Source organism: Bradyrhizobium sp. Ken51, assembly GCF_055807435.1.
The window spans coordinates 20,882-45,934 of the sequence record NZ_JBVVPB010000007.1 but is presented as its reverse complement, the minus strand read 5'-3'; the positions used below and the strand labels follow the sequence as shown (position 1 = coordinate 45,934).

General features: G+C 64.6%; 25 protein-coding genes. 11 read left to right on the top strand and 14 right to left on the bottom strand.

Going from position 1 to position 25,053, the window contains the following annotated elements:
* Positions 1–6 precede the first annotated feature (6 nt).
* On the top strand, positions 7–1,143 hold the full coding sequence (locus tag AC0L27_RS14260) for an HlyD family secretion protein (protein ID WP_354205598.1): 1,137 nt from the start codon (positions 7–9) through the stop codon (positions 1,141–1,143).
* Positions 1,130–2,758, top strand: a complete 1,629-nt coding sequence (locus tag AC0L27_RS14255) for an MFS transporter (protein ID WP_473319482.1) — start codon at positions 1,130–1,132, stop codon at positions 2,756–2,758. The genes AC0L27_RS14260 and AC0L27_RS14255 overlap by 14 nt, the downstream gene beginning before the upstream one ends.
* Before the next feature lie 74 nt (positions 2,759–2,832).
* On the opposite strand, the gene AC0L27_RS14250 is transcribed toward AC0L27_RS14255, so the two are convergent.
* A complete protein-coding gene (locus AC0L27_RS14250) occupies positions 2,833–3,573 on the bottom strand; it encodes a sulfate transporter family protein (RefSeq protein ID WP_354205602.1) in 741 nt (246 codons plus the stop codon).
* Positions 3,574–3,767: 194 nt separating this feature from the next.
* Between AC0L27_RS14250 and AC0L27_RS14245 the strand changes: the two genes are divergently transcribed.
* A complete protein-coding gene (locus tag AC0L27_RS14245) occupies positions 3,768–4,961 on the top strand; it encodes a CaiB/BaiF CoA transferase family protein (protein ID WP_354064263.1) in 1,194 nt (397 codons plus the stop codon).
* Positions 4,958–5,902, top strand: coding sequence for a hydroxymethylglutaryl-CoA lyase (locus AC0L27_RS14240; protein WP_473319480.1), 945 nt, complete (start codon positions 4,958–4,960; stop codon positions 5,900–5,902). Before AC0L27_RS14245 ends, AC0L27_RS14240 begins: the two co-directional genes overlap by 4 nt.
* A gap of 45 nt (positions 5,903–5,947) precedes the next feature.
* On the opposite strand, the gene nikR is transcribed toward AC0L27_RS14240, so the two are convergent.
* Together nikR and AC0L27_RS14230 are read right to left on the bottom strand one after the other, a co-directional pair.
* A complete protein-coding gene (gene nikR, locus AC0L27_RS14235) occupies positions 5,948–6,394 on the bottom strand; it encodes a nickel-responsive transcriptional regulator NikR (RefSeq protein WP_354064267.1) in 447 nt (148 codons plus the stop codon).
* Between the two features lie 51 nt (positions 6,395–6,445).
* Positions 6,446–8,881 carry a heavy metal translocating P-type ATPase gene (locus tag AC0L27_RS14230; RefSeq protein ID WP_473319478.1) on the bottom strand — a complete coding sequence of 812 codons (2,436 nt, stop codon included), beginning with the start codon at positions 8,879–8,881 and terminating at the stop codon, positions 6,446–6,448.
* A 50-nt stretch (positions 8,882–8,931) separates the two neighbouring features.
* On the opposite strand from AC0L27_RS14230, the gene AC0L27_RS14225 reads away from it, so the two are divergent.
* Entirely contained in the window at positions 8,932–9,207 is a 276-nt protein-coding gene (locus AC0L27_RS14225; protein ID WP_354064271.1) for a metal-sensitive transcriptional regulator, read from the top strand.
* A gap of 100 nt (positions 9,208–9,307) precedes the next feature.
* Here the strand turns inward: AC0L27_RS14225 and AC0L27_RS14220 are convergent, their stop codons facing one another.
* A complete protein-coding gene (locus AC0L27_RS14220; RefSeq protein WP_354064273.1) occupies positions 9,308–10,276 on the bottom strand; it encodes a C40 family peptidase in 969 nt (322 codons plus the stop codon).
* A gap of 192 nt (positions 10,277–10,468) precedes the next feature.
* On the opposite strand from AC0L27_RS14220, the gene AC0L27_RS14215 reads away from it, so the two are divergent.
* A complete protein-coding gene (locus AC0L27_RS14215; RefSeq protein ID WP_354205611.1) occupies positions 10,469–11,857 on the top strand; it encodes a flavin monoamine oxidase family protein in 1,389 nt (462 codons plus the stop codon).
* A 139-nt stretch (positions 11,858–11,996) separates the two neighbouring features.
* On the opposite strand, the gene AC0L27_RS14210 is transcribed toward AC0L27_RS14215, so the two are convergent.
* From AC0L27_RS14210 to pheS, 4 genes are all read right to left on the bottom strand, one after another.
* Positions 11,997–12,767 (bottom strand): sulfite exporter TauE/SafE family protein, encoded by a 771-nt coding sequence (locus tag AC0L27_RS14210; protein WP_354205613.1) that lies wholly within the window; start codon positions 12,765–12,767, stop codon positions 11,997–11,999.
* Between the two features lie 23 nt (positions 12,768–12,790).
* On the bottom strand, positions 12,791–15,199 hold the full coding sequence (pheT, locus tag AC0L27_RS14205; RefSeq protein WP_354205615.1) for a phenylalanine--tRNA ligase subunit beta: 2,409 nt from the start codon (positions 15,197–15,199) through the stop codon (positions 12,791–12,793).
* Between the two features lie 82 nt (positions 15,200–15,281).
* Entirely contained in the window at positions 15,282–15,665 is a 384-nt protein-coding gene (locus tag AC0L27_RS14200; RefSeq protein ID WP_354205617.1) for an endonuclease domain-containing protein, read from the bottom strand.
* A gap of 80 nt (positions 15,666–15,745) precedes the next feature.
* A complete protein-coding gene (pheS, locus tag AC0L27_RS14195; RefSeq protein ID WP_354064281.1) occupies positions 15,746–16,828 on the bottom strand; it encodes a phenylalanine--tRNA ligase subunit alpha in 1,083 nt (360 codons plus the stop codon).
* A gap of 151 nt (positions 16,829–16,979) precedes the next feature.
* Here pheS and AC0L27_RS14190 point away from each other — a divergent pair, with 151 nt between their 5' ends.
* Positions 16,980–17,390: a hypothetical protein gene (locus AC0L27_RS14190; RefSeq protein ID WP_275168894.1), complete on the top strand. Its 411-nt coding sequence runs from the start codon at positions 16,980–16,982 to the stop codon at positions 17,388–17,390.
* Positions 17,391–17,393: 3 nt separating this feature from the next.
* Here AC0L27_RS14190 and rplT read toward each other — a convergent pair whose 3' ends face one another.
* Both rplT and rpmI read right to left on the bottom strand, forming a co-directional pair.
* Positions 17,394–17,753 carry a 50S ribosomal protein L20 gene (gene rplT / locus AC0L27_RS14185; RefSeq protein WP_007598538.1) on the bottom strand — a complete coding sequence of 120 codons (360 nt, stop codon included), beginning with the start codon at positions 17,751–17,753 and terminating at the stop codon, positions 17,394–17,396.
* An 81-nt stretch (positions 17,754–17,834) separates the two neighbouring features.
* The gene (gene rpmI, locus AC0L27_RS14180; protein ID WP_007598540.1) at positions 17,835–18,035 is read right to left on the bottom strand and encodes a 50S ribosomal protein L35; all 201 of its coding nucleotides are present in this window, start codon (positions 18,033–18,035) and stop codon (positions 17,835–17,837) included.
* Positions 18,036–18,304: 269 nt separating this feature from the next.
* On the opposite strand from rpmI, the gene AC0L27_RS14175 reads away from it, so the two are divergent.
* Positions 18,305–18,709, top strand: coding sequence for a hypothetical protein (locus tag AC0L27_RS14175; protein ID WP_275168893.1), 405 nt, complete (start codon positions 18,305–18,307; stop codon positions 18,707–18,709).
* Between the two features lie 92 nt (positions 18,710–18,801).
* On the opposite strand, the gene infC is transcribed toward AC0L27_RS14175, so the two are convergent.
* On the bottom strand, positions 18,802–19,341 hold the full coding sequence (gene infC, locus AC0L27_RS14170) for a translation initiation factor IF-3 (protein ID WP_085349942.1): 540 nt from the start codon (positions 19,339–19,341) through the stop codon (positions 18,802–18,804).
* Positions 19,342–19,588: 247 nt separating this feature from the next.
* Between infC and AC0L27_RS14165 the strand changes: the two genes are divergently transcribed.
* Positions 19,589–20,401, top strand: coding sequence for an alpha/beta hydrolase (locus tag AC0L27_RS14165; RefSeq protein WP_354205621.1), 813 nt, complete (start codon positions 19,589–19,591; stop codon positions 20,399–20,401).
* 149 nt (positions 20,402–20,550) lie between these two features.
* Positions 20,551–21,018, top strand: coding sequence for a nuclear transport factor 2 family protein (locus tag AC0L27_RS14160; RefSeq protein ID WP_354205623.1), 468 nt, complete (start codon positions 20,551–20,553; stop codon positions 21,016–21,018).
* A gap of 18 nt (positions 21,019–21,036) precedes the next feature.
* Here AC0L27_RS14160 and AC0L27_RS14155 read toward each other — a convergent pair whose 3' ends face one another.
* The 3 genes from AC0L27_RS14155 to AC0L27_RS14145 all read right to left on the bottom strand — a co-directional run bounded on the left by AC0L27_RS14155 (position 21,037) and on the right by AC0L27_RS14145 (position 24,036).
* Positions 21,037–21,834 (bottom strand): acyl-CoA thioesterase domain-containing protein, encoded by a 798-nt coding sequence (locus AC0L27_RS14155; protein ID WP_354205625.1) that lies wholly within the window; start codon positions 21,832–21,834, stop codon positions 21,037–21,039.
* Between the two features lie 261 nt (positions 21,835–22,095).
* Positions 22,096–23,232, bottom strand: a complete 1,137-nt coding sequence (queG, locus tag AC0L27_RS14150; RefSeq protein ID WP_354205627.1) for a tRNA epoxyqueuosine(34) reductase QueG — start codon at positions 23,230–23,232, stop codon at positions 22,096–22,098.
* Positions 23,233–23,343: 111 nt separating this feature from the next.
* Positions 23,344–24,036, bottom strand: coding sequence for a glutathione S-transferase family protein (locus tag AC0L27_RS14145; RefSeq protein WP_007598553.1), 693 nt, complete (start codon positions 24,034–24,036; stop codon positions 23,344–23,346).
* Between the two features lie 169 nt (positions 24,037–24,205).
* On the opposite strand from AC0L27_RS14145, the gene AC0L27_RS14140 reads away from it, so the two are divergent.
* Complete coding sequence (locus AC0L27_RS14140) at positions 24,206–25,012, top strand: undecaprenyl-diphosphate phosphatase (RefSeq protein WP_027566187.1); 807 nt, start codon at positions 24,206–24,208, stop codon at positions 25,010–25,012.
* Positions 25,013–25,053: the final 41 nt, after the last annotated feature.

Genomic DNA, 25,053 nt, shown 5'->3' with positions numbered 1-25,053 from the left:
TCTATCGTGAGTCAGCAGGAACAAATCCCGTCGTCGCCACCTGCTGCCACACCGGCGCCGCCACCGAAGCCTACGCAGCCACCGGCGAGCTCGCTATGGAGCCGGCTTGCGATTCCGCTGTTCGCGGTGATCGTCGCACTCGGCTTCGTCGCGCTGGCAACCCAGCGCTTCGACGAATGGGTCGGCAATTCGGTGGTCCAGACCACCAACGACGCCTATGTGCGCGCCGAGCTGACGCGGCTTGCCAGTCGCGTCTCCGGCGAAGTACTGACCGTCGGAGTCACCGACTTCCAGCGCGTCAAGGCCGGCGATCTCCTGATCCAGATCGATCCTGCCGACTATGAAGCGCAAGTCGCGCAATCCGAGGCCGCGGTTGCCGCCGCGCAAGCCGTGCTCGACAATCTGGCCAACCAGATCGAGCTGCAATATGCGACGATCGCGCAGGCGCAAGCCGCACGGCTCTCGGCCGAAGCCATGGAGGTCGAGGCGCGGCAGGAGCAGGAGCGTCAGCAATCGCTGACGCAGACCGAATCCGGCACTCGGCAGCGCTTCGAGCAGGCGGTCGCAGGCTACGCCAAGGCGCAGGCCGATGTGCGCGCAAGCCGTGCCGTGATCGCGGCCCAGCAGCACCAGCTCGAAGTCCTGCAAGGCAACAGGAAGCAGCGCGCCGCCGATCTCGAAGCGACCAAGGCGACGCTGGCGAGTGCGAAGCTCAAGCTCGGCTACACCAGGATATCGGCGCCGTTCGACGGCGTCGTCGGCGAGCGGCAGGTCCAGCCCGGCGACTACGTCAACATCGGCACCAACCTCATCAACGTCGTGCCGTTGCCGAAGGTCTATGTGATCGCGAACTACAAGGAGACCCAGCTTACCCACGTCGCACCGGGCCAGCCGGTCGAGATCACCGTCGACAGTTTCCCGCGCGAGAAGCTGCGCGGCCGGGTCGAGCGCATTGCGCCCGCGACCGGCGCGCAGGTCGCGCTGCTGCCGCCGGACAACGCAACCGGTAACTTCACCAAGGTCGTGCAACGCATTCCCGTGCGCATCCAGTTCGACGACAACCAGCCGTTGCTGGCGCGGCTGGTGCCGGGCATGTCGGTCGTCACGAGCATCGACACCAAGGCCGGCAATGGCGGAAAATGACGATTCCAGCCGCGGGCCGCTCTCGCGCGGCGGCGTCGCCCCGCAGCCGCTGTTTGCGGTGGCGGCGGTGCTGCTCGGCTCGTTCCTCGCCAATTTCGACAGCCGCCTGACCACAATAGGCCTGCCGGACCTGCGCGGCGCGTTCTCGCTCTCGTTCGACGAAGGCGCCTGGCTCTCCACGGCAGGCATCGGCTCGCAGATCTTCATAGCGCCTGCGGTGGCCTGGCTTGCCACCGTATTCGGCCTGCGCCGCGTGCTCGGCATCCCCAGCCTCGTCTATGCCGCGGTCTCGCTGATCATCCCGTTCGTGCACGACTATCCGACATTGCTCGCGCTCAGCGTCGTGCATGGCCTCTTGCTCGGCACCTTCGTGCCGGCGACGCTGATGATCGTGTTCCGCAATTTGCCGATCCGCTGGTGGCTCCCGGCGATCTCGATCTATTCGATCCGCGTCGGCTTTGCGCTGGACACGTCAAGCTCGCTGGTCGGCTTCTATGTCGACCATCTCGGCTGGCAATGGCTGTACTGGCAGAGCGTCGTGATCGCGCCCCTGATGGGCCTGATGGTTTATTGGGGTACGCCGAACGAGCCGGTGAATCGCGCTTTGCTGCGCGAGGCCGATTGGGGCGGCATGCTGCTGCTCGGCGCGGGCGTTTCGATGATCTATGCCGGGCTCGACCAGGGCAATCGGCTGGACTGGCTGGGGTCGGGAACGGTGATGGCATTGATCACTGCCGGCGCGGTGCTGGTCGCGGGCTTCCTCATCAACGAGGCCCTGGTGCGACAGCCATGGGCGCATATCAACGTGCTGTTCTCGCGCAATATCGGTCTCGGGCTGGTCCTGATCCTGCTCTATACGCTGACCAGCCTCTCCAACGCGTCGCTGGTGCCGAATTTCCTCGCCACCATCGCCCTGCTCAGGCCGGAGCAGAGTGGCTTGCTGCTGCTTACCTACGGCGCGTTGCCGATGTTCGTGCTGGTGCCGCTCTCGATCTGGCTGCTGCGGCATTTCGATACGCGCACGGTAGTGGTCGTGGGATTTGCCTGCTTCGCCGCCGCCAATCTCTGGGGCACGCAGCTCAGCCATGATTGGGCGCGCGAGGATTTCGCCGGCATCGTGCTGCTCCAGGCGATCGGGCAGTCGCTGACCTTGCTGCCGCTGATCATCACGCTGCTGTCCAATTCCGATCCGAGCCGTGCCACCTCGTTTGCCGCCTATATCCAGATCATGCGGCTCGGCGGCGCCGAGATCGGGGTGGCGTTGATGGGGACGTGGCTGCGGGTCCGCGAGCAGATCCATTCCTTCTATCTCGGCCAGAATCTCGGCGTCGGTGACGTCGATGTGGTCCGCATGCTGAAACAGCTCACCGACCATTTTGCGGCCCATGGTGCTGGCTCGGCACAGGCGCGCGCGGTCGGTACACTCGCGGGCTTGGTGCAGCGTGAGGCCAATGTGCTCGCCTATATCGACGGCTTCTGGCTGTGCTTCTGGGTCGCGATGGCCGCGCTCGGCGTCGTTGCGCTGGTCACCCGTGCCCCGCCCGGCCCGTTCACGCCGGCGCCGTTCGGCTTCGCCAGGATGCTGTTGCGGAAGTGCGGGGTGAACGTCGCCTGAACGATGATGGTTGGTTCGTTCGATCGTGCGTGGGGTTGATCAACTCTCCCGCAAGCGGGAGAGGGAGCGTCCAGTCACCGCATTTGCCGCGCCGGTTCGATCAGCTCGGGCCGCGGGCCTGACAGCCGCTTGTGCATGTGGACCATGAAGGCCATGGCGAAGATCGGCGTCGCCAGATTGAGGATCGGGATCGAGACGAAGGCTGCGATGAACAGGCCCGCCGTGAAGATGGTCGCGGCATTGTCGCGCCGCATCGCCTTGGCTTCCTCCGGCGAGCGAAACCGCATCGCCGCGAGCTCGAAATATTCGCGGCCGAGCAGCCAGGCCGTGGCGAGGAAGAAGACCAGGAAGCCGGCGCCGGCGAAAAGCACCAGCGGCAACGCGACCAGATAGACCAGGATCGTCAGCAGCGCGGTCTTGACGCCCTCGTAGATCGCCTGGCTGAAGGGCAGCGCGACGCCGGGCCGCTCGGCCGGATAGTGCTCGCGCTCGACGACGTCGGCGACGTCGTCGACGAACAGGCTCGCCACCAGCGAGGTGATCGCGGGCATCAGGAACACAGCCCCGAACACGACGCCAAGGCCCGCGGCGATCGAAATGATCCAGGACAATACCTCGAGCGATGAGTGCCAGCCCGGACCGAGCAGGCCCTCCAGCCAGGCCTCGCCATAGGTCGCAAACCAGCTCAGGAGCCGCTGCAAGCCGATCGCCAGCACGATGATCAGCACCAGTGCGACGCCGATCGACCGCCACAGGATCGAGCGCATCGGCGGCGAGATCATTTGCGACAGCGCCTTGACGGCGGCATCCAGCATGGGAGCACCTCTCGGGAAAACCACCCGCGAGAGGTAGACACAGCAGGCCCGTTCGGCAAGAGAGATCGGCGGCACCAGCGCAGTGGCGGATTGACCGCTCGCATCAACGAAGCCACGATGAATTCGGCAAGACTGTTGCTTCATCAACCCGCTTGACAACAAGCGGAACCAGCCGGGCAAAGGAACAGGCTCATATGGCGATGGAAGAACCGGCGGCCGGATTGCCGCTTGCAGGCGTGCGCGTCGTCGAGATGACCCACATGGTCATGGGCCCGACCTGCGGCATGATCCTGGCGCAGCTCGGAGCCGACGTGATCAAGGTCGAACCGCCTGCGGGCGACAAGACCCGGAGCTTGGGCGGCATGGGCACCGCCTTCTTTCCGCTGTTCAACCGCGGCAAGCGCAGCGTGGTGCTGGATTTCGAGAAGCCTGAGGATCGCGACACCATGCACCGGCTGCTGGCGACGGCCGACGTGTTCCTGGAGAATTTTCGCGACGGCCAGCTCGAGAAGCAGGGGCTCGGCGCGGACGAATTGCGTCGCCGGCATCCGGGTCTGATCATCGCCGGCCACAAGGGTTTCCTCTCCGGTCCCTACGAGCACCGCCCCGCGCTCGACGAGGTCGTGCAGATGATGGCGGGCCTTGCCGCCATGACCGGCACCAGCGAAAAGCCCCAGCGTGTCGGCTCGTCCGCCAACGACATCATGGGCGGCATGTTCGGCGTGATCGCGATCCTCGCGGCGCTCTATCAAAAGCGCGGAGGACAACGCGACGGCGCCGATATCCGCATCGGCCTGTTCGAGAACTGCCTGTTCCTGGTCGCCCAGCACATGGTCGAATACGAGATGACCGGCAACAAGCCGCGCTCGATGCCGGAGCGCGAGCATGCCTGGCCGATCTACGACATCTTCGAGACCGCCGGCGGCGAGCGCATCTTCATCGGCGTCGTCACCGAAGGCCATTGGCAGAGCTTTTGCCGCGAATTCGGGCTGACTGACTTGCTCGATGATCCCGCCTTGCGCACCACGACCGATCGCATCCTGGCGCGCGGGCGGATCATTCCGCGCGCCGCTGACATCATCAGGCAGTGGGACGTGAAAAAACTGTCCGAGAGGCTCGATGCGCTCAACATCTGCTTCTCGCCCATCAACCGGCCCGAGGATCTCTTCACCGATCCGCATGTGCTGCGGCCGGGTGGGCTCGTCAACAATGTCACCGCCGACGGCAAGCCGTTCCGGGTCCCGGCGCTGCCGATCGAATGGAACGGCAGCCATATCGGCGAAGGCCTGCAGGTCGCGCCGCTCGGCGCCGACACCGCGGTCGTTCGCGCCGAGATCGACAACGAAAATGAAGACGTCACGTCAAAAACAACAGGGAGGCGCGCATGAGCCGGATCCAGGAGATTTACCCCGCGGAGCGCGTCAGCCTGCGCGAGGTGGGCTTGCGCGACGGGCTCCAGCTTGTGAAGAAAATTCCGTCGACCGACGCCAAGCAACGCTGGGTGCGCGAGGAATATGCCTCCGGCGTGCGGCATTTCGAGGTCGGCTCGTTCCTGCCGGCAAAGACGTTTCCGCAGTTCGTTGATGTCCGGGACGTCGTCGCAACCGTCGCTTCATTGCCCGGCGCGCATGGCATCGCGCTTGCGCTCAACGAGCGCGGCGTCAACGAGGCGCTGGAATCCGGCGTCGGCGAGATCGCCTCGGTGGTCTCGGCGACGGAAGAGCACAGCCAGGCCAATGCGCACCGCTCGCGCGAGTCCGCGATCGCCAATCTGAAACGCTTGTGCGAGCTGCGCGATGCCACCAGCCACAAGCCGCTCGTCAACGCGGCGATCTCGATGGCGCTGGGCTGCTCGATCACGGGGGCGGTTGATCCCGCAGAAGTGCTGCGGCTGGTCGACAAGTGCCTCGAGGCCGGTGTCGATTTCGTCGGCATCGCCGACACCGTCGGCCATGCCGGGCCGAAGCAGGTGGCGGAGCTGACGCGTGCGGCGGTGAAGCTCGCAGGGTCAAAGCCGATCTGCATTCATCTCCACGACACCCGCGGAATGGGTATCGCGAACGCGGCCGCGGCGCTCGACGAAGGCGCGCGGATCCTCGACGGCTCGCTGGGCGGCCTCGGCGGCTGCCCCTTCGCCCCCGGCGCGACCGGAAATGTCGTGTTCGAGGATCTCGTGTTCCTGTGCGAGAGCAAGGGCTTTGCGACGGGTATCGATTTGGAGAAGTTGATCGCGGTCCGCAGGATCCTGCGCGAGGAGATGCCGAACGAAACGCTGTATGGCGGCATCGCGCGGGCGGGGCTGCCGGGTGGGAGTGCGAAGGCAGCCTGAGGCTCTTTCTTCACCTCGCCCCGCTTGCGGGGAGAGGGAGAAGTATCAGTCATGCCGGTGCGCCTGCTTGCGCGCTTTCGCCTGCTTGCCGTCACCCGTCGGGATCATCACGACGCGGCCGTAGCGGACGCCGCGTTCGGCGATGATGTGGTCGGCGAAATGTCTGACCTCGCCGGCGTCGCCGCGCAGTGCCGTCATCTCCATGCAATTGTTGTCGTCGAGATGGACATGCAGCGTCGCCAGCGCGAGGTCGTGGTGGCCATGGAATTCCTGCACCAGGCGTTTTGAGAGATCGCGGGCGGCGTGGTCGTAGACATAGACGAGGCCGGCGACGCAGGGCCCGGTCTGTGCGGTGTCCTCGCTGCTCTGTTGCAAGCCGGCGCGCGCGAGGTCGCGGATGATCTCGGAGCGGTTCTGGTAGCCGCGCGCTTCAGCCGCCGCGTCGATCTCCGCCAGGAGATCGTCCTCGATCGTGATCGTAATTCGCTGCATCAGAATGCTCCATCGCGCGCTCGATGCCGTTTTACACGGATTCCACGGTGCTCACAGCCGCGTTGCCCGCAGCCGCAGTGCATTCCCGACCACGCTGACCGAGGACAGCGCCATCGCGGCCGCGGCGATGATCGGTGAGAGCAGCACGCCAAAGGTCGGATAGAGGATGCCAGCCGCGATCGGAATGCCTGCGGCGTTGTAGATGAAGGCGAAGAACAGGTTTTGCCGGATGTTGCTCATCGTCGCCTGCGACAGTTTTCGCGCACGCACGATGCCGATGAGATCGCCCTTCAGCAGCGTGACGCCGGCGCTCTCCATCGCCACATCCGTGCCGGTGCCCATCGCGATGCCGACTTCGGCCGCGGCCAGCGCCGGCGCGTCGTTGACGCCGTCGCCGGCCATCGCGACGCTGCGGCCGGCCTTCTGCAGCTTTGTCACCACCGCGCTCTTCTGATCCGGCAGCACCTCGGCTTCGACATCGGCGATGCCGAGCCTGCGCGCCACTGCCTCCGCCGTGGTGCGGTTGTCGCCGGTCAGCATGATGACCTTGATGCCCTCGGCCGCGAGTGCCTTCAGCGCCTCCGGGGTCGAGGCCTTGACCGGATCGGCGATCGCGAACAGGCCGGCAAGCCGGCCGTCGACGGCCATATTGATCACGGTCGCGCCATCGCCGCGCAGCCGTTCGGCTTCGCCATCGAGCGCTTTGGTGTCGATGCCGATCGACGTCAAATATCTGGCATTGCCGAGCACGATGGTTTTGCCGTCGACCTTGCCGGTGGCGCCCTTGCCCGTCGGTGAATCGAATTGCTCGACCTGGCCCAGCGCGAGCTGCTTCTCCTTTGCGGCGCGCATGATCGCGTCGGCAAGAGGATGCTCGCTGGCGCGCTCGACGCTGGCGGCCAAGCGGAGGATGTCATCTTCCGCAAAACCGGCGGCCGGCACGATCGCGACCACCTTCGGCTTGCCCTCGGTCAGGGTGCCGGTCTTGTCGACCACCAGCGTGTCGACCTTCTCCATCCGCTCCAGCGCCTCGGCGTTCTTGATCAGCACGCCCGCTTGCGCACCGCGGCCGACGCCGACCATGATCGACATCGGAGTCGCCAGGCCAAGCGCGCAGGGGCAGGCGATGATCAGCACGCTGACGGCGGCAACGAGGCCGAAGGCCAGCCGCGGCTCCGGCCCGAACCAGGCCCAGGCCGCGAAAGCAGCGACCGCGACCGCAATCACGGCCGGCACGAACCAGCCCGCGACCTGGTCGGCGAGGCGCTGGATCGGCGCCCGCGAGCGCTGCGCGTCCGCGACCATCTGCACGATCTGCGACAGCAGCGTCTCACGCCCGACCTTTTCGGCGCGCATGATGAAGCTGCCGGACTGGTTGAGCGTGCCGGCGATCACCTTCGCGTCCGTCTCCTTGGTCACCGGCATGGATTCGCCTGTTACGAGCGACTCGTCGAGCGAGGAACGGCCTTCCAGAATGACGCCGTCGACCGGCACTTTTTCGCCCGGCCGCACGCGCAAGCGGTCACCGGCATGAAGTGCGTCAATCTCGACCTCGTGCTCGCCGCCGTCAGCATCGACGCGGCGCGCTGTCTTGGGGGCGAGCTGCAGCAGCGCCTTGATCGCACCCGACGTCGCGTCGCGGGCGCGCAGTTCCAACACCTGCCCGAGCAGCACCAGCACGGTGATGACGGCCGCGGCCTCGAAATACACCGCGATCGCGCCTTCGTGGCCGCGGAACGTTGCGGGGAAGATCTGCGGCGCGATGGTGCCGATCAGGCTGTAGACATAGGCAACGCCCGTGCCCATCGCGATCAGCGTGAACATGTTGAGGTTGCGCGTCAGCAGCGACTGCCAGCCGCGGACGAAGAACGGCCAACCGGCCCACAGCACCACAGGCGTGGCGAAGACGAGCTGGATCCAATTCGACAGCGTCGCATCGATCCAGTTGTGCGGGCCTGCGAGATGGCCGCCCATCTCCAGCACGACGGCCGGTAAAGCCAGCGCGCCGCCGACCCAGAACCGCCGCGTCATGTCGGCAAGCTCGGGATTGGGGCCGGTCTCCAGGCTCGCCAGTTCCGGCTCCAGCGCCATGCCGCAGATCGGGCAGGTGCCGGGTCCGGCCTGGCGGATCTGCGGATGCATCGGGCAGGTGTAGATCGTGCCTGCGGGCATCTCGGGCTCGGGCGTCTTGTCCTTTGCGAGGTACTTTGCGGGATCGGCGGCGAATTTGGTGCGGCAGCCGGCCGAGCAGAAATGGAAGGTCTCGCCGTGATGGTCGAACCGGTGCTTTGAGGTCGCGGGATCGACGGTCATGCCGCAGACGGGATCGCGGACTTTTGCCGCGGCGCCGTGGTCATGCGCGTGATCGCCGTGCGCGCCGCAGCAGGAGGCAGCGGCGGGCTTGTCGACCGGAGCAGCATTACTGGAACAGCCGCATCCGGAATGTGTTTCCGGCTTGTGATGGTGTTCGTGTTCGGCGTCATTCATTGCCACGCTCCGGCCTTGCAAGTTATACCCTGGGGGGGTATATAGGCCGCATGCGCAAGGACATCAAGGCATCGCTCGGAAAACGTCTCGGCCGGATCGAGGGGCAGGTTCGCGGCCTCTCGAAAATGGTCGAGGAAGACCGCTATTGCATCGACATCGTCACCCAGATCTCGGCGGTCCGCGCCGCACTGCGCCGGGTCGAGGAAGAGGTTTTGAAAGACCACGTCGCCCATTGCGTCGAGCATGCGATCGCGAGCGGCGACAAGGCCGACCAGCGCGAGAAGATCGCGGAGCTGATGGCGGTGATCGGGCGGGCGGAGCGGTAGGTCGCCGTCGTTGCGAGGAGCGTAGCGACGAAGCAATCCAGACTGTTCGGGCAGAGGCAGTCTGGATTGCTTCGCTGCAATGACGATGCTGGAGGAACGGCTACGCCGCCATCTCCAGCGCGTGTCCCCGTGCGCGGTACTTTGCGAGATCGTTCAGCAGCACAAAATGTTCGGAGAAGGCAACGCTCATCTCCGCAGCCGCCTCGCGCATCACTTCTTCAGCCGAAACCGACGCCTCTTCGTCAATCGCTTCAGGAACGAGCGGCGGCGCACAGAACGTTTCTGGAAACACACTGAATGTGCCGGCTACCTCCTCGAGCGGCTTCTGCTTGTCGGCCCAGTGCAAGGCGGTGTAGTCGAAGCCGTGCACGATGGTGGGTTTGACGACTTCGAAATAGGGCGAGATGTCGAAGTCGCGGGGCATGTAGAGCGAGGAATCGCGGATGTGAAGGATCTCGCGGCGGGCGGCGCGGCTGCCGGCCTTGGTGATCTTGGGCAGGATCGGGTAACGCACGGCATCGAAAGCCTGCGCGATCAGGGCCGAGCAGATGATCTTGGTGGGATCGCCGGAGCCGATCGAGATCATGCGGCGGCGCCAGCGCTGCGGGATCGGCAGCGGAAACAGAAAGCGCATCAGGTCGACGATGTTCTTGGTGTCGTAGCCGAAGCCGATGCGGTTGATCGCATAGCGGCAGACCGTGGTGCGGTCCTCATAGGACAACCCGACCGGGCGGCAGAGGCGGGTGTGATAGGGGAAATATTTCGACAGCGGCGCGGACGTGACGCCTTCGCCGATATTGGCCTCGATCAGGACGTGTGGCTCGCCGTCGGGCTCTTCCGCGCCCTCGATCGGGCCGACATAGAGTGCGCCGTGGGACCAGGTCGACTGCGTCAGATATTTGATGATGCCCGAGATGCGGTTGTTGCCCTCGACCAGCAGCACGTCGCCGGGCTCGATGACGCCGCGCAGATGCTCGGGGTCGCTCGGCGTGAACGGCTCATAGCCCGGCACCTCCTTCGAGAGGTACGCGGCAATCAGCTTGCCGACTGAATCCAGGACCGTCCCCATTTCAAAACTCCCCCACGGCCTTTTGCGGCCGTCTTTTTCTCTTCTCTACCATGGTCGGAACGTGTTGCAATTCGGTTCATCGATCTGTGACATCAAGCACGATTGATTCACCATGATGGTTGCCGCGCAACATCAGATACGGCAAGGTTCGCTGGCTGTTCCCGTTTGCTGCAAGTCTCCGGAAACTATGCCATGACAATCACGCGCCGCAGCTTCCTATCGGCGTCGGCGGGCCTTGCCGCGATGCCGGTCCTGCGCGCAACCGCCGCGACCCTGCCGCGCGAGGCTGACATTGTCGTGATCGGCGCGGGCGCGGCCGGAATTGCCGCGGCGCGGCGCATCATGGCGGCCAATCGCAAGGTCGTGGTGGTGGAAGCGGCATCGCAGATCGGCGGCCGCTGCATCACGGATACGACGACCTTCGACACGCCGTTCGATCGCGGGGCGCGCTGGATGCACAATCCCGACACCAATCCGATGATCCGGTTGGCGCGCAGCGCCGGGCTCGACGTTCTGCCGGCGCCATCAGGCCAGAAGATGCGCATCGGCCGCCGCAACGCACGCGCCGGCGAGACCGAGGAATTCCTGGCGGCGCTGGTGCGCGCCAACCGCACCATCGACGAGGCCGCGCGCGGCAAGCTCGATACCGCCTGCGCCTCGGTGCTGCCGAAGGATCTCGGCGACTGGGCCGGTGCGGTCGAGTTCATGCTCGGCGCGAGCTTCGCCGGCAAGGACCTGAAGGAGTTGTCTGCGATCGACAAGGCGCGGGCACAGGATCGCAACGCCGCGATCGCCTGCCGCCAGGGCTTGGGGACCCTGATCACCAAACTCGGTGAGCAGGCGCCGGTCGCGCTGTCGACGCCGGCGAGCCGGATCGTCTGGAGCAATCGCGACGTCAGCGTGGAGACACAGGCCGGCAGGATCGCCGCCCGCGCCGCCATCATCACGGTCTCGACCAACGTGCTGATTTCGGGCGCGATCAAGTTTGGGCCTGACATTCCGAAGCGCACGCTCGATGCCGCGTCGAAGCTCACGCTCGGAAGCTACGATCACATCGTGCTGCAACTGCCGGGCAATCCGCTCGGCCTGTCGCGCGACGACATCCTGATCGAGCAAAGCAACTCGACGCGCACGGCGCTGATGTTCGCCAATATCGGGGGATCCTCGCTGTGTTCGATCGATATCGGCGGTTCGTTCGGCCGCGATCTCACCCAGCAGGGCGAGAAGGCGATGACGGCCTTCGCCAGAGAATGGATCACGAAACTGTTCGGCAGCGAAGTCGCCGCCGCCGTGCAGAAAGCCAGCGCGACGCGCTGGAACGCCTCGCCGTTCGTGATGGGTGCCATGTCGGCGGCCTCCCCGGGCGGTCAGCTCTCGCGAAGAATCCTGACTGAGCCGATCGGCAACATGTTCCTCGCCGGCGAAGCCACGCACGAGACGCTGTGGGGCACAGTCGACGGCGCCTGGGAAAGCGGCGAGCGCGCCGCGGACGCAGCCTTGCGCAAGATCGGCGCGCTGAAGGATGAGCCGGCCGACGTGCCGACGCAGTCGACGAAGAAGCGCAGGGCGAGGCCGCAATAAGCTTAACTCGTCGTCTCGGCGAAGGCCGGGACCCATAACCACAGGATGTGGTTTGGCGAGGACTCGGAGTTACCAGTTCGCGTAACAAAAGCCGATCGGGACTATGGGTCCCGGCCTTCGCCGGGACGACGTGGATGATTCAGCGCAAAATCCCATCCAGCACCGGCAGCCCCGCGATCACGGCCAGCGCGATCAGCCCGTAGCAAATCGCGCGAAACACTTTCTCGCTGGCGCGGCCGAACAGCGACGCGCCGAATGCAACGCCGATCGCATAGACCGGACCAACAATGAGCGAGAGCACCAGCGATTCGCGCGAGATCAGGCCTGTGGTTGCATAGCTGACCATCGAGAAGAAATCCGACGCGCCAAAAAACAGCAAGATGTTGGCGCGCGCGACGATCGGGGCGATGGGGCGGCCGAGCCAATAGCCGACGATCGGCGGGCCGCCGGTCTGCGCGAGGCCGCTACAGAAGCCGGAGAGGCTACCGATGCCGACCGAGAGCCAGGCGTGGTCCTTGCCGCGATAGCGCCAGCCCGACAGCAGCAGAAGCAACAGCGCAGCGACGAAGCAGGAGATGATCCATCGTGTCGTGACGGGTTCGAGCACGCTGAGGAAATAGGTGCCGACGGGGACGCCGACCAGCGCGCCCAGCACGAGCACCGCGGTGGCCTTGCGATCCGCCTTGCGCCAGGCGTCAGGCAGCAGCGGCGCGGCCGCGACGAAATCGATCACGAGGAGCAGCGCGGCAACGAGACGCGGCGCCGCGATGCTGCTCGCCAGCGGCATGAAGATCAGCGCCGAGCCGAAGCCGGAGAAGCCGCGCGCGGTGCCTGAAACGAAAGCGACGGCGCAGAGCGCCGTCGCAACAGTGAAGCTGACGTCCTTCGGAAGAAAGTCAGTGAGATTCATGCTCTATGATTTCTCGAGCATGATCATGCTCGCAAAGTGCCGCCGGTCTTCTTCGTCACCTCCGCCACGATTTTCGCGGCCACGGCCTCGATCTCCTGGTCGGTCAGGGTCTTTTCGCGCGGCTGGATCGTCACCGCGATTGCAATCGACTTCTTGCCGTCGTCGATGCCCTTGCCTTCGTAGACGTCGAACACGTTCACCGCGGTGATCAGCTTTTTGTCGACGCTCTGAGCCGCGCGCACGATGTCGCCGCCCTTCACGGTGCGGTCGACAATGAAGGCGAAATCGCGTGAGACCGGCTGGAATGCCGACAGCTCGATCACGGGCTTGGCGCGGGTCGGCTTCTTCTTCGCCTCGGGGATGCGGTCGAGGATCACCTCGAACACCATCAGCGGGCCACCGGCGCCGAGCGCCTCGAGCGCGCGCGGATGCATCTCGCCGAAATAACCGAGCACGTTCTGCGGTCCGATCTGGATCGTGCCGGAGCGCCCGGGATGCAGCCAGGACGGGCCGCCCGCGACGATCTGAAGGGCCTGCATCGGAGCGCCGGCAGCCGCGAGCACCGCGAGCGCATCGGCCTTGGCGTCGAACAAGTCAGCCTGCGCCGAACCCGACCAGTGCCGTCCGAGACCCTGCGATGATGCAAAACCGCGGCGGACGCCGCTCGCCGCCATGAACTGATCCTGCGGGCGGTCGCCTTTGAACACCTGCCCGACCTCGAACAGGGCGACATCGCCAAAGCCGCGATCGGCATTGGCCTGCGCCGCCGCGATCAGGCCGGCCAACAGGGTCGGGCGCATGTCGGACAAATCCGACGCGATCGGGTTGGCGACTTCGAGTTCGCGCTGGCCGCCGCCGAACAGCTGTGCGGCAGATTTGGTGATGAAGGACCAGGTCACCGCTTCGATGATGCCGCGGCTCGCGAGCGCCCGCCTGGCGCGGCGGGTGCGGAGCTGGAGCGGGGTCAGCACGGATTTTCGTGCGTCCTCGCCCCGCTCGAACGGCGTCATCGGCACCTTGTCGACGCCGTGGATACGGACGACTTCCTCGACGATGTCGGCCTTGCCGTGCACATCGGTCCGCCATGACGGCACCGCGACCTTCACGACGGGGCCCGGGCCCGCCATCATGAAGCCGAGATGGGTCAGGATGCGCTTCATCTCCGGCATCGGTACTTCGATGCCCGAGAGTCGCTTGACCTCGGTGACCGGAAAATCGATCACGCGGTCGTCGCCGAAGGTCTTGCCGACCACGACGTTCTCCGACGGCGTGCCGCCACACATCTCCATCACGAGTTTCGTCGCGAGCTCCAGCCCCGGCACCATGAAGGCCGGATCGACACCGCGCTCGAAACGGTAGCGCGCGTCCGAATTGATGCCGAGCTTGCGGCCGGTCTGGGCGATGTTGATCTCGTTCCACAGCGCCGATTCGATCAGCACGTCGGTGGTGCCTTCGTCGCAGCCCGAGGCCTCGCCGCCCATGATGCCGGCGAGCGATTCGACGCCATGCTCGTCCGCGATCACGCAAATCGTGGGATCGAGGTTGTAGCTGCGGCCGTCGAGCGCGAGCAGCGTCTCGCCGTCACGGGCGCGGCGCACCACGAGATTGCCGTTCACTTTCTTCGCGTCGAACACGTGCAGCGGCCGCGCGCGGTCGTAAGTCATGAAGTTGGTGATGTCGACCAGCGCGTTGATCGGACGCAGGCCGATCGCGGTCAGCCGCTTCTGCAGCCATTCCGGCGAGGGCCCGTTCTTCACGCCGCGCACGAGGCGTAGCGCGAAGCCCGGGCAGAGCGCGGCGTCCTCGACCGTAACATTCACCGGACACGGGAATTCGCCCTTGATCGGCTTGATGGTCGGGTCCTTGAACTTGCCCATGTCGGCAGCGGCGAGATCGCGCGCGATGCCGTGCACGCCGGTGCAGTCCTGCCGGTTCGGCGTCAGATTGATCTCGACCACGGGATCGCCGAGGCCGGCCCATGCGGCGTAAGCAGCGCCGATCGGCGCATCCGCGGGCAATTCCATGATGCCGTCATGGTCGTTGGAAATCTGCAATTCGGCCGCCGAGCACAGCATGCCGCGGCTCTCGACGCCGCGGATGGTGCCGACACCGAGCGTGATGTCCTTGCCGGGAATGTAGGTGCCGGGCGGCGAGAACACGCTGACGAGACCCGTCCGCGCATTCGGCGCCCCGCACACCACCTGCACGGGCGCGCCACCGTCGCCGGTGTCGACCATGCAGACGCGCAGCCGATCCGCGTTCGGATGCTGCTCGGCGGATATCACCTTCGCGATGGTGAAGGGCTTCAGCGCCTTCGCCTTGTCCTCGATGTTCTCGACCTCGAGCCCGATCATGGTGAGCTTCTCGGCGAGCTTTTCCAGCGGCTCGTCGCTGTCGAGATGTTCCTTCAGCCAGGAGAGAGTGAATTTCATGGCTGCGTGCCTCGGCTTTTGTCGGTGTTCACTGAGTTGCTTTGGTCGGTGTCAATGTTCCCTCCCCCCTTGTGGGGGAGGGTCAGGGAGGGGGTAAGCCGCGGGCTCCGGCGGATGCCGCCTGGCGGATTGCCTCAACAACTCCCTCCAGATTTGTCATCACCTGCTCGTTGGTGAAGCGCAGAACCTGAAACCCTTCGGCAGCGAAGAATGCGTCGCGCCGTCGATCCGCCTTTTGGCGCTCTTCGAAATCGTGGGATTCCCCATCGACCTCAATGATGATCTTTGATGAGAAGCACACGAAATCGGCGATGTAGTTTCCGATCGGCGTCTGACGACGGATGCCGACACCATCCATCCGGTTAGCTTTTAGATAGCGCCACAGCAGTGTTTCGGCGCGCGTCATCGCTTGGCGAAGTTGCTTCGCCCGGCCGCGCTGACGCTGGCTTACAACTGCGTGCGGCATCCGCGGCTACCCCCCTCCCTGACCCTCCCCCACAAGGGGGGAGGGAACGGAGAGAGTCTTCGTGCGTCCGAGCAAGCCCATCATGAGCTCAGCCCTCCCGCGAGGGTCGGTACTTCGAGCGGCTTGAAGCCGTAATGGGAGAGCCAGCGGACGTCGTTGTCGAACAGCTGGCGCAGGTCGGCAATGCCGTATTTCAGCATGGCGATGCGGTCGATGCCCATGCCCCACGCGAAGCCCTGGTACTCGTCGGGATCGATGCCGCAGGCGCGCAGCACGTTCGGATGCACCATGCCGCAGCCGAGAATCTCGAGCCAGTCCTCGCCCTCGCCGAAGCGGATCTCGCCCTTGTCGCGGCGGCACTGGATATCGACTTCCAGCGACGGCTCGGTGAACGGGAAGAACGAGGGGCGGAAGCGCATGTTGATGTGATCGACCTCGAAGAACGCCTTGCAGAACTCGTGCAGGATCCATTTGAGGTGGCCGAGATGGGAGTGCTTGTCGATGACGAGGCCTTCGACCTGGTGGAATTGCGGTGTGTGGGTCGCGTCCGAATCGATGCGATAGGTGCGGCCCGGGCAGATCACGCGGATCGGCGGCTTCTGGCTCAACATGGTGCGCACCTGCACCGGCGAGGTGTGGGTGCGCAACAGCATGCGGGAGCCGTCCTCCTTCGGATGGAAGAAGAAGGTGTCGTGCATCTCGCGCGCGGGATGTCCTTCCGGAAAATTCAGCTTGGTGAAGTTGTAGTCGTCGGTCTCGATATCGGGCCCTTCGGCGACCGAGAATCCCATATCGGCGAAGATCGTGGTCAGCTCGTCCCAGACCTGGCTCAGCGGATGGATGCGGCCGGCCTCGGCCGGCGCATCGCGCAGCGGCAGGGTGACGTCGATGGTTTCCGACGCAAGCCGCGCGTCGAGCGCCGCCGATTTCAAGACGTCGCGCCGCGCGGCGAGCGCCTCGGTGACCTTGTCCTTGGCCTGGTTGATCGCAGCGCCTTGCGTCTTGCGTTCGTCCGGCGACATTTTTCCGAGCGTGGCAAGCAGCGCCGAGATCGAACCCTTCTTGCCGAGGGCAGCGACGCGCACCGCTTCGAGGGCGGCCTCGTCGCCGGCGGCGGCGATCTGGTCGAGGATGGATGTTTCGAGCATTGCGAGGTCGGACACGGTCAAATCCCTGCTGCCAAATTCGGCTGGGTTGTCGCCGCCCGAAGGCCGTAACGTCAAGCGAAAAGCCGGTCATTTCGGGCTGACGAGCGGCTGGGTTGAACCTCGCGCGGGGGGCTGGCACCAAGGGGAAAGCGAGGAGGCTTTCGCGATGCTCTCAAGATCCTGTCTGGCTGCTCTCGCCGTCGTTCTCTCCGTCGCGAGCACCCCGGCGCGCGCCATGGTCTGCATGGAGAAGTCGATGACGCTGGACGAGGTCGTCGACGCCATCGCTGCCCAGAAGGGCTGCGAAAGCGCGATGAAAATGTTTCAGGATTGCCAATTGACCGCGAGCGGCGATGTCCAGCTCGGCGCCGCCGTCGAGAAGAAATGCGAGGCGGACTTCATGCCCGGCCTCAACACTGCGCGGAAACAGGCTTACCAACGCGAGATGCGCGTGTGCGACCGGAAGTACCGGAATAAATCCGGCACCATGTATCTGTCATTCACGGCATTCTGCCGGGCGGAGATCGCCCAGCGCTATTCGCAACGCGCGCTGAAGGCCGGCGGGGCCGGCCGTTAGGCCTCAGGCCGCCAGAGCGGCTTTGGCCTTCTCGGCGATCGCCTGGAACGACGCGGGCTCGTTGATCGCGAGATCCGACAGCACCTTGCGGTCCACGGTGATCCCGGACTTGGCCATGCCGTCGATAAAGCGGCTGTAGGTCAGGCCGAACGGACGCACGGCAGCGTTGATGCGCTGGATCCAGAGTGCGCGGAACGTCCGCTTCTTGCGCTTGCGATCACGGAAGGCATACACGAGAGCCTTCTCGACCGCCGGCTTGGCGGTGCGGATCGTGTTCTTGCGGCGGCCGCGGAAACCCTTGGCGGCCTTGTAGACTTTCTTGTGCTTGGCGTGGGCGGTCACACCGCGTTTGACGCGAGCCATGACAAAAATCCTTCGAAAGATGACTTGATGTTCGGATCGCCGCGAAAGCTGCGGCGCGGGTGGCAATGATCGTGGACGCGATCAGGCGTTGGGCAAGAAGTACTTCTTGACGTTGTCGCCGTCGGTCTTGAACAGCACGGCGGTGCCGCGCAGCTGCCGGATCTGCTTCTTCGTCCGCTTGATCATGCCGTGACGCTTGCTACGATGCGCGAACATCACTTTGCCGGTGGCAGTCACCTTGAAGCGCTTTTTAGCGCCCGATTTGGTCTTCAGCTTGGGCATTTGGCTCTCCTAATGGCCATAGCAATCCGCCCGCAAGGCGGCTGGCCGTCAAAATGCTCGTTAGAGCGTTGATTGTGCTCAGGTTTTACGAACAAGCGCGAAACCCGCACGGACACCGCCACGGCAGCCCTTAATCAGCCGGGCAATGAAGGCTGGGCTTATGACAGAGGACGGGCGAATTGGCAACGATGAACCGGTGGAACCTAGCCGCCGACTATCCGGGATTGCTATCTTCATGTCCGAGCCGTGTCGCCCGGAGCAGGATTAACATGCCCTATTTTTCCCAATCGCTTCCGTCTTTGACGGATGTCGCTCGTCCGCGCTGCCTGGCGCTGTTGGCCGTGCTCGCCATGGCTGCGTTTCCCTCGACTGCCGATGCGCGCATCCGCGGCTATGACGGCGTCTGGAACGTCACCTTCGCCACCACCCGCGGCAATTGCAGCTCCGGCTACAGCGTTCCCTTCACCGTCGCCGGCAGCCGGGTGTCGTCCGCAGGCGGTGGCCGGGTCTCCGGCAAGGTCAATCGCAGCGGTGCCGTCGCGGTCCAGGTTTCGGTCGGGGCGTCCCATGCCAGCGGCGGCGGCCGGCTCGCCGGCGTGAAGGGCGCCGGTTCGTGGAGGGGTATCATCTCCGGCGATCAGTGCAGCGGCACCTGGCAGGCGACGAGGACGTAACTATCGCCAACAGGACGGGTGCCCAGGGAAAACAAAACGGCCCGCCGGACATCCGGACGGGCCGTTGAACTCTCAATCCTGAACAACTCGCGTCAGCGCGGCGCCAGCACCATGACGACCTGACGGCCCTCGAACCGCGCGTCCTGCTCCACCTTGGCGAGCTCGGCCACGTCGGTCTTGATCTTGTCGAGCAGCTTGGTACCGATCTCCTGGTGCGCCATTTCGCGGCCGCGATAGCGCAGGGTGATCTTGACCTTGTCGCCCTCTTCGAAGAACCGCTGCATGGCGCGCATCTTCACTTCGTAGTCGTGGTCGTCGATCATCGGGCGGAGCTTGATCTCCTTGATCTCGACGATCTTCTGCCGCTTGCGGGCTTCGGCGGCTTTTTTCTGCGCGGAATATTTATACTTCCCGTAGTCCATGATCTTGCAGACGGGAGGGCTGACGTTCGGCGAGATCTCGACCAGATCCATGCCGGCTTCCTGGGCCAGGCGGATAGCCGCGACGGTCTCGATGGTGCCCTTGTTGTCACCGGTCTGATCGATCAGCTGGATCTGCGCATTGCGAATGTCGTCATTGATGCGCGGCCCGTCTTTGGCGGCAGTGGGCGGGGCTTTATTGGGACGGCGAATGGGTGGTTCTCCAAAGTTATGAAAAGAGGCGGCTATTTTGCAGGAAGATACGCTTGCCGGCAAGCAATCGCTCGTGCGGCGGTCGAAAAAGCCTCAAATGCGAGGCATTTTGGCCACGGCGGGGCACGCAGACCGACATAGACACCTTGCTTCTGTTCCGCAAGCGTCCCAAAGGGCAAATGCCGACGTCCGGCTGCTGCGGAGCACGTCCGGACAGCTCAAACTGCACAGCCAGAGTAAACGTTCCATGACCCCTGCAATTCCCGATGCCGTGCTCGACTTCATCGATGTGGGCGAGGGCCCGTCCGCACGCCGGATCGCGGTGCGCCGCCGCGCCAGCCAAAAATCTGGTCAAGGACCGGGACTGGTCTGGCTCGGCGGGTTCAAATCGGACATGCGGGGCAGCAAGGCCGTGGCGCTGGACGATTGGGCTCGTGATCACGGCCGTGCCGTGGTCCGGTTCGATTATTCCGGCCACGGCGAATCCGGTGGCGATTTCGCCGACGGAACCATCGGGCGCTGGCTCGAGGAAAGCGTCGCGGTCTTCGAGCGGTTCTGCGACGGCCCGCAAGTCCTGATCGGCTCGTCCATGGGCGGCTGGATGGCGCTGCTACTCGCGCGCGAGATCAAAAAGCGGCAAGAGAAACAGCAAGCCAAAGCCTCGCTGGCGGGCCTGGTGCTGATCGCGCCGGCGCCCGACTTCACCGAGGAGCTGATGTGGAAGAATTTTCCGGCCGCAGTGAAGAAAGAGATCGAGACCAAGGGCGTCTGGCTGAGACCGTCGGATTATGGCGACGGCTCGCCCTATCCGATCACGCGGAATCTGATCGAGGAGGGGCGCAACCACCTCGTGCTCGGCAGCGCCATCGATCTCGGCTGTCCCGTCCGCATCTTGCAAGGTGCTCAGGATCCTGACGTGCCCTGGCAGCATGCGTTCGCACTGACCCATCGCCTGCCGGCCGACGACGTCGTGCTGACCATGATCCAGGACGGCGATCACCGCCTCTCGCGCCCGCAGGACATCGCCCGCATTCTTGCCGCGGTGGCCGAGATCGGGTGAAATCGCGACCTAGCACTCGGTGTCATCGCCCGACTTGTTTGGGCGATCCAGTATTCCAGAGGCGCTCGTGCTCAAGCCGAGAAGCCGCGGCTTACTGGATGCCCCGGTCAAGCCGGGGCATGACTGAGAAAGGGAGGGGAGAATCGTCAATGACAAACACCGCCATGCTGCGCGCCTTCTGCGACGCCGTCGAACAGCGCAACGGAAAAGCCTTCGCGGATCTCTTCACCGAGGACGGCGTCTATCACGACGTGTTCTACGGCACCTTCGCGGGCCGCGAGAAGATCGCAGCGATGATCGACGACTGGTTCTATCGCACGGCGACCGACTTCCGCTGGGACATGCACGACCCGGTGTCGAACGGCACCACGCTTTATGCGCGCTACATGTTCAGCTATCGCTCGACCTTGCCGGAAGCGAACGGCGCGCGGGCGATGTTCGAGGGCGTGGCGATCATGACGCTTCGCGACGGCAGGATCGTCAGCTATCACGAGGTCGCCAACACCGCGCCGGCGTTCGTCGATCTGAAGTTTGCGCCGGAACGGATTGCGAAGATCGTCGCCAGGCAGGGCGCGGAGCTCAAGGCGCGGCCGGAAATGAAGCGGCACTTGGGTTAGCCGTTGTTCTTGCGCCCCTTACCGCTTCGTCGGATTTACCATCGGCTTGCGTTGCGCCAGCGCGGCGACCGTGGCAGTGCCGATCGGGCCCTGCTCGTCATAGAGCCAGCATTCGCCGATCGCCACACCGTCGGTGGCCTGGTGGTTCACCACCTCGAAGCCGATCCAGTTCGTCACCGGCAGGCGGTGCAGATAGATCGTGACGTCGCTGTTGATGTAGCCGAGCCCCTTGTCGCCGGCGTTCGCGAACGGACTGGCGAAGTCCGCGCCGGTGGCGACATGGACGAACGGCGTCATCGGCACGCCCGCGATCAGCTCGCGCACCTCGCTCATCCAGAGTTTTCGTGGCCCGAGCGAGCCCATCTGGCCGACGATCGGTCGCGTGGTCCATTTGCCGTTCATGCCAAGCCTGGGATCGGTCGGCTTGGGAATGTCGGCCGGCTTCGGCACGTCCCAGTTCGGCGGCGACCAGACATTGCCGTCCGGATTCTGGGTCCGCCGCAACAGCTGGCATGAGGCGCGCGCCATGCCGACGCCGCCGGAGAAGAACTCCGCCTCCACGACGCGGATGCGCATCCCGTCGCGCACCAGCCGTGTGGTTACTTCGATTGGATTGTCGATGGTCGGCAGCCGAAACATATCCACGGTCAGCCGCGCCGGCACGAATTCAGGGCCGGAATGCCGCTCCTCGATGGCGAAGCCGAGCAGGCCGACGATGACGCGCCCGTGCAGCGATTTCGGATCCCACGGGCCGTTGGCGACTTCCGTCGGATGGAATGTGTCGCCGTCGCGGGTGAAGAAAGGCATGTTTGTCATGACGCGCGAGCTTGAAGGAACGTGTGGGGAAATCAAGATGCTCAATCCTCCCGGTGAGGAGGCGCGAAGCGCTCTCACAACAACGGTGTCATCGCCGGCTTGACCGGGCGATCCAGTACTCCGAGACGGCTGTGGTTCAATCGAGAGGCCGCGGCGTACTGGATGCCCCGCTTGCCGCCTACGCTAAAGCTTCGGCGCCCCTGGATCTCAACCCCGGCGAAGCCTTGGCGTAGCCGGGTCGCGGAGCATGACAGCGGAGGATTAGGAGGCGGTGCGCCACTCCTCACGCACGCTTTCGTCGCGCTCGCCAGCAATCGCATCCGTCTTGATCGCCTCGAACTCATCCCGCGACACCAACTTCCCCAGCGCCCACACCGCAGCCCCGCGCACCAGCGCGCTCTCATCCTCCAGTAATCGCCGCGCCTCGTCCGCCAACGCCGCATCGCCGGAGTTACCGATCGCGATCAGCACGTTGCGCAAAAAGCGGTCGCGGCCGATCCGTTTCACCGGTGACTTCGTGAACAGCGCACGGAACGACGCGTCGTCGAGCCGTGCAAGCTCGGCAAGACCTGGCGCGCGCAAAGCGTCACGGGCGGCAAGCTTTGCCTCACGGCCCTCCTGCGCGAACTTGTTCCAAGGACAGGCGGCGAGGCAATCGTCGCAGCCATAGATGCGGTTGCCGATGCTTTTACGAAACTCTTGCGGGATGGGTCCCTTGTTCTCGATGGTGAGGTACGAGATGCAGCGCCGCGCATCGAGCTTGTAGGGCGCGGGGAAGGCCGCGGTCGGGCAGATGTCGAGACACGCCCGGCACGAGCCGCAATGATCGATCTCGGAATCGTCGCGCGGCAGCTCCAGCGTGGTGTAGATCGCGCCGAGAAACAGCCAGGAGCCGAACTCGCGCGAGACCAGATTGGTGTGCTTCCCCTGCCAGCCCAGATGCGCGGCTTGCGCCAGCGGTTTCTCCATCACGGCCGCGGTGTCGACGAACACTTTCACTTGGGACGGTGCAGTCGCGACCAGCCATCGCGCCAATGCCTTCAGGCGCTTCTTGATGAGGTCGTGATAATCGTCGCCCTGCGCATAGACCGAGATGGCCGCGCGCGTGCGCTGTTGCAGGATCGCGAGCGGATCCTGGTCGGGGCCGTAATTGACGCCGAGCATGATGACGCTGCGCACGTCCTGCCACAGCCCGCGTGGATCGACCCGGCGCTCCGGCTGCGCGGCGAGCCAGTCCATGTCGCCATGGCCGCCGGATGCGATGAATTCGAGAAAATGCTGTCCGGCGCTTTCGATCGTGCCGGGCTCCGTGATGCCGATGCAGTCGAAGCCGAGCGCGCGTGCCTCGTTTGCAAGCGCCGTACGAAGCTCATCAATGTCGATGCTGGATTTGATCATCGATGCATCCACGCGCGTCATGGCCGGGCTCGTCCCGGCCATCCACGTCCTTGCGTCGCATAACAGAAAGAACGTGGATGCCCGGGACAAGCCCGGGCATGACGTTCACCATCAGAAGTCCAGGTCCACGTAGGTCCGCGACGCCGGCACGCCGGCCAGCCATTCGCTCAACAGCGGACGGAACGACGGGCGGGATTTCACCCGTGCGTACCACGCCTTTGCCGCGTCGTCCTCGCTCCATGGCACGTCGCCCAGATAGTCGATCGCCGAGAGGTGCGCCGCGGCGGCGAGATCCGCGTAGCTGAGCCGGTCGCCGGCGAGGAAATTACGCGTCTGCGCCAGCCAGCCGATATAGGCCAGATGATAGCGCACATTTGCCTTGGCCGCGCGCATCACGTCGGCCGAGGGCGGGCCGCCGCCGTTGTCCTCGCTCATGAAGCGCTTGTAGATGCGCTCGGTGACGAGCGGGTGGGAGACTTCCTCGAAGAATTTTTCGTTGAACCAGGCCATCAGCCGGCGGACCTCGACGCGCTCGCCGATGGTGTCCGGCATCAGGCGCTTCAGTCCCATCTCGGAGCCATAGGCTTCGTCGACATATTCGGCGACGATCGCCGCGCCCGGGATCGGAGGCTGCTCGTCGTCCACCAGGACGGGCGTCGTGCCCGCCGCATTGAGCAGCAGAAATGCTTCGCGCCGCTCCCAGCTGCGCTCTTCGATCAGCTTCAGCTCAAGCCCGTATTCTCCCGCGATCAGGCGGATGAACCGCGAATGCGGGCAGAACGGATGATGAAACAGCGTAAACATGAAGCCTTTGACTATGTGATGGTGCTTAAGAATCCATCAATGTTTGTGCGGCGCCACACTAGTCATTCAAAACCGCGAAGCAAGGGCGCGACGCCGCATTTTGCGATTGCAGCAAGGGAGCGGATGGGCGAGAAGAACCCCGCTTTTCCAGCCGAAATGGACCGTAAATATGTCAGATGCAATACGGGCAGTGATCCTCGGCATCATCGAGGGTGTGACCGAGTTCCTTCCCGTGTCCTCGACTGGCCATTTGCTGCTTGCGGAGCGCTTCTTCCATCTCGGCGAGGGCGCGTTCTGGGATTCGTTTACGGTCCTGATCCAGCTCGGCGCCATCCTCGCGATCGTCGTATTGTACTTCAAGAAATTGTGGGACGTCGCGATCGGCATGTTCACGGGCGACGCCTATGCACGCCGCTTCGTGATCGGCGTGCTGGTGGCGTTCCTGCCCGCTGTCGTCGTCGGTCTCGTCGCCGGCAAGTACATCAAGAGCATGCTGTTCAATCCGTGGGTGGTGTGCTTCTCGCTGATCGTCGGCGGCGCCATCCTGCTTTGGGTCGACAAGCTCGATCTCAAGGCGCGCGAGCACGACGCCACCCGGTTTCCGCTGCTGATGTATCTCTATATCGGCATCGCGCAGTGCATCGCGATGATCCCGGGCGTGTCGCGCTCCGGTGCCAGCATCGTCGCGGCGATGTTCCTGGGGGCCGACAAGCGCGCGGCGGCGGAGTTCTCGTTCTTCCTCGCCATTCCCACCATGATCGGCGCGTTCGCCTACGATTTCTACAAGAACCGCTCCGAGATGACGATGGACCACATGGGCATCGTCGCGATCGGCTTCGTGGTGTCGTTCGTCACCGCGATCATCGTGGTGAAGACATTCCTGGAATACGTCACCCGCCACGGCTTCGTGGTATTCGCCTGGTGGCGCGTGATCGTCGGCACGCTCGGCCTGATCGCGCTGGCGCTGGGGCGGTAAACCCGAACGTTAAACAACTGCAGTCCAGAAATTGAAGTTCG

What these genes read in the sequence shown, in the direction of transcription:
- AC0L27_RS14255 (WP_473319482.1), top strand. Translation starts at nt 1,130, where the DNA reads ATGGCGGAAAATGACGATTCCAGCCGCGGGCCGCTCTCGCGCGGCGGC.
- AC0L27_RS14250 (WP_354205602.1), bottom strand. Translation starts at nt 3,573, where the DNA reads ATGCTGGATGCCGCCGTCAAGGCGCTGTCGCAAATGATCTCGCCGCCG.
- AC0L27_RS14245 (WP_354064263.1), top strand. Translation starts at nt 3,768, where the DNA reads ATGGCGATGGAAGAACCGGCGGCCGGATTGCCGCTTGCAGGCGTGCGC.
- AC0L27_RS14240 (WP_473319480.1), top strand. Translation starts at nt 4,958, where the DNA reads ATGAGCCGGATCCAGGAGATTTACCCCGCGGAGCGCGTCAGCCTGCGC.
- nikR (WP_354064267.1), bottom strand. Translation starts at nt 6,394, where the DNA reads ATGCAGCGAATTACGATCACGATCGAGGACGATCTCCTGGCGGAGATC.
- AC0L27_RS14230 (WP_473319478.1), bottom strand. Translation starts at nt 8,881, where the DNA reads ATGAATGACGCCGAACACGAACACCATCACAAGCCGGAAACACATTCC.
- AC0L27_RS14225 (WP_354064271.1), top strand. Translation starts at nt 8,932, where the DNA reads ATGCGCAAGGACATCAAGGCATCGCTCGGAAAACGTCTCGGCCGGATC.
- AC0L27_RS14220 (WP_354064273.1), bottom strand. Translation starts at nt 10,276, where the DNA reads ATGGGGACGGTCCTGGATTCAGTCGGCAAGCTGATTGCCGCGTACCTC.
- AC0L27_RS14215 (WP_354205611.1), top strand. Translation starts at nt 10,469, where the DNA reads ATGACAATCACGCGCCGCAGCTTCCTATCGGCGTCGGCGGGCCTTGCC.
- AC0L27_RS14210 (WP_354205613.1), bottom strand. Translation starts at nt 12,767, where the DNA reads ATGAATCTCACTGACTTTCTTCCGAAGGACGTCAGCTTCACTGTTGCG.
- pheT (WP_354205615.1), bottom strand. Translation starts at nt 15,199, where the DNA reads ATGAAATTCACTCTCTCCTGGCTGAAGGAACATCTCGACAGCGACGAG.
- AC0L27_RS14200 (WP_354205617.1), bottom strand. Translation starts at nt 15,665, where the DNA reads ATGCCGCACGCAGTTGTAAGCCAGCGTCAGCGCGGCCGGGCGAAGCAA.
- AC0L27_RS14190 (WP_275168894.1), top strand. Translation starts at nt 16,980, where the DNA reads ATGCTCTCAAGATCCTGTCTGGCTGCTCTCGCCGTCGTTCTCTCCGTC.
- rplT (WP_007598538.1), bottom strand. Translation starts at nt 17,753, where the DNA reads ATGGCTCGCGTCAAACGCGGTGTGACCGCCCACGCCAAGCACAAGAAA.
- rpmI (WP_007598540.1), bottom strand. Translation starts at nt 18,035, where the DNA reads ATGCCCAAGCTGAAGACCAAATCGGGCGCTAAAAAGCGCTTCAAGGTG.
- AC0L27_RS14175 (WP_275168893.1), top strand. Translation starts at nt 18,305, where the DNA reads ATGCCCTATTTTTCCCAATCGCTTCCGTCTTTGACGGATGTCGCTCGT.
- AC0L27_RS14165 (WP_354205621.1), top strand. Translation starts at nt 19,589, where the DNA reads ATGACCCCTGCAATTCCCGATGCCGTGCTCGACTTCATCGATGTGGGC.
- AC0L27_RS14160 (WP_354205623.1), top strand. Translation starts at nt 20,551, where the DNA reads ATGACAAACACCGCCATGCTGCGCGCCTTCTGCGACGCCGTCGAACAG.
- AC0L27_RS14155 (WP_354205625.1), bottom strand. Translation starts at nt 21,834, where the DNA reads ATGACAAACATGCCTTTCTTCACCCGCGACGGCGACACATTCCATCCG.
- queG (WP_354205627.1), bottom strand. Translation starts at nt 23,232, where the DNA reads ATGATCAAATCCAGCATCGACATTGATGAGCTTCGTACGGCGCTTGCA.
- AC0L27_RS14145 (WP_007598553.1), bottom strand. Translation starts at nt 24,036, where the DNA reads ATGTTTACGCTGTTTCATCATCCGTTCTGCCCGCATTCGCGGTTCATC.
- AC0L27_RS14140 (WP_027566187.1), top strand. Translation starts at nt 24,206, where the DNA reads ATGTCAGATGCAATACGGGCAGTGATCCTCGGCATCATCGAGGGTGTG.